Annotated in this window: 3 protein-coding genes; all 3 read left to right on the top strand. The window is 35.0% G+C overall.

Annotated features, from left to right (window positions below):
* The coding region (locus tag IDG60_RS10695; protein WP_206160678.1) for an aminotransferase class V-fold PLP-dependent enzyme at positions 1-651 on the top strand (651 nt) is incomplete at its 5' end.
* Complete coding sequence (gene sufU / locus IDG60_RS10690) at positions 641-1105, top strand: Fe-S cluster assembly sulfur transfer protein SufU (protein WP_001010508.1); 465 nt, start codon at positions 641-643, stop codon at positions 1103-1105. The genes IDG60_RS10695 and sufU, both read left to right, overlap by 11 nt.
* A gap of 150 nt (positions 1106-1255) precedes the next feature.
* Positions 1256-2653 carry a Fe-S cluster assembly protein SufB gene (gene sufB, locus IDG60_RS10685; RefSeq protein WP_001074405.1) on the top strand — a complete coding sequence of 466 codons (1398 nt, stop codon included), beginning with the start codon at positions 1256-1258 and terminating at the stop codon, positions 2651-2653.
* The last annotated feature ends 28 nt before the right edge of the window (positions 2654-2681 follow it).

The following is a 2681-nucleotide window of genomic DNA, read 5'->3' as shown; positions in this document are numbered from 1 at the left end:
GCAATTATCAGTGTTGATGGGGCGCAAGCAGCACCACATATGAAACTTGATATGCAAGAAATGAATGCTGATTTTTATAGTTTTAGTGGTCATAAAATGCTTGGACCAACAGGTATTGGCGTATTATTTGGTAAACGTGAGTTACTACAAAAAATGGAACCGATTGAGTTCGGTGGTGACATGATTGATTTTGTAAGTAAGTATGATGCAACATGGGCTGATTTACCTACTAAATTTGAGGCGGGTACTCCATTAATTGCTCAAGCAATTGGGCTTGCAGAAGCTATTCGCTATTTAGAACGCATAGGTTTTGATGCAATTCATAAATATGAACAAGAATTAACGATATATGCTTATGAGCAAATGTCTGCAATTGAAGGAATTGAAATTTATGGCCCGCCTAAGGATCGTCGTGCAGGTGTAATAACGTTTAATTTACAAGATGTACATCCACACGATGTTGCTACAGCCGTAGATACAGAAGGTGTAGCGGTTAGAGCTGGGCATCATTGTGCGCAACCGTTAATGAAATGGTTAAATGTGTCTTCAACAGCTAGAGCGAGTTTTTATATATACAACACGAAAGAAGACATTGATCAGTTAATAAATGCCTTGAAACAAACGAAGGAGTTTTTCTCTTATGAATTTTAATAATCTAGATCAATTATATAGATCTGTCATTATGGATCATTATAAAAATCCTAGAAATAAAGGTGTATTAGATAACGGGTCTATGACAGTAGATATGAATAACCCGACATGCGGTGACCGTATACGACTAACATTTGATATAGAAGACGGCATTATAAAAGATGCTAAGTTTGAAGGTGAAGGTTGTTCGATTTCAATGGCAAGTGCATCGATGATGACACAAGCTGTTAAAGGTCATTCACTTGGAGAAGCAATGCAAATGAGCCAAGAATTTACGAAAATGATGCTTGGTGAAGACTATGTGATTACAGAAGAAATGGGAGATATTGAAGCATTGCAAGGTGTATCTCAATTCCCAGCTCGTATTAAATGTGCCACATTAGCTTGGAAAGCATTGGAAAAAGGTACTGTTGCTAAAGAAGGTAAAGCAGAAGGTACGACTGAAGAAGAATAGAATGCTGTTAATCATAGATGATTTTGATATTAGACATATAAAAGTATAAAAATTTTTATAAGATGTCATGTCATTGTTATAATATGGTTTACATCATGAATTAAAAACTTACGCACGCCGTTGTAAATATATTTTTAAGGAGTGATTGAAATGGCTAAAAAAGCACCTGATGTTGGGGATTATAAATATGGATTCCACGACGATGATGTATCCATTTTCAGATCAGAACGTGGTTTAACTGAGAATATCGTTAGAGAAATTTCTAACATGAAAAATGAGCCGGAATGGATGTTAGATTTCCGTCTTAAATCATTAAAATTGTTTTATAAAATGCCAATGCCTCAATGGGGTGGCGACTTATCAGAATTGAATTTCGATGACATTACTTACTATGTAAAGCCTTCAGAACAAGCTGAACGTTCATGGGATGAAGTGCCAGAAGAAATTAAAAGAACTTTCGATAAATTAGGAATTCCTGAAGCTGAACAAAAATATTTAGCTGGTGTTTCTGCTCAATATGAATCTGAAGTTGTTTACCATAATATGGAAAAAGAACTTGAAGAAAAAGGTATTATCTTTAAAGATACAGATAGTGCTTTACAAGAAAATGAAGAATTATTCAAAAAATACTTTGCTTCTGTAGTACCTGCAGCAGATAACAAATTTGCGGCGTTAAACTCAGCAGTATGGTCAGGTGGTTCGTTCATTTATGTACCTAAAAATATCAAACTAGATACGCCACTACAAGCTTATTTCCGTATTAACTCTGAGAACATGGGTCAATTTGAACGTACATTAATCATTGCTGATGAAGGTGCTTCTGTACATTACGTAGAAGGTTGTACTGCACCAGTTTATACAACTAGTTCTTTACACTCTGCTGTTGTGGAAATCATTGTGCATAAAGATGCGCACGTTCGTTATACTACGATTCAAAACTGGGCGAACAATGTATACAATTTAGTTACAAAACGTACTTTTGTTTATGAAAACGGAAATATGGAATGGGTAGATGGTAACTTAGGTTCTAAGTTAACGATGAAATATCCAAACTGTGTTCTTTTAGGTGAAGGTGCAAAAGGTAGTACATTATCTATTGCATTTGCTGGTAAAGGACAAGTTCAAGATGCCGGTGCTAAAATGATTCATAAAGCGCCAAATACATCTTCAACGATTGTTTCTAAATCTATTTCTAAAAATGGTGGTAAAGTTATTTATCGCGGTATTGTTCATTTTGGACGTAAAGCAAAAGGTGCTCGTTCAAATATTGAATGTGATACATTAATCTTAGATAACGAATCAACATCAGATACAATTCCATATAACGAAGTATTCAACGATCAAATATCATTAGAACATGAAGCCAAGGTTTCAAAAGTTTCTGAAGAACAATTATTTTATCTAATGAGTCGTGGTATTTCTGAAGAAGAAGCGACAGAAATGATTGTTATGGGATTCATCGAACCATTTACAAAAGAACTTCCAATGGAATACGCGGTCGAAATGAACCGTTTAATCAAGTTCGAAATGGAAGGTAGTATTGGATAGCTTTAAACCGCGTTGTTAAGCCATTCTT

It is taken from the genome of Staphylococcus sp. EG-SA-2 (genome assembly GCF_017152085.1).
The sequence above is the reverse complement of the archived record's forward strand: the minus strand, read 5'-3'. Positions and strand labels throughout refer to the sequence as shown.

What these genes read in the sequence shown, in the direction of transcription:
- sufU (WP_001010508.1), top strand. Translation starts at nt 641, where the DNA reads ATGAATTTTAATAATCTAGATCAATTATATAGATCTGTCATTATGGAT.
- sufB (WP_001074405.1), top strand. Translation starts at nt 1,256, where the DNA reads ATGGCTAAAAAAGCACCTGATGTTGGGGATTATAAATATGGATTCCAC.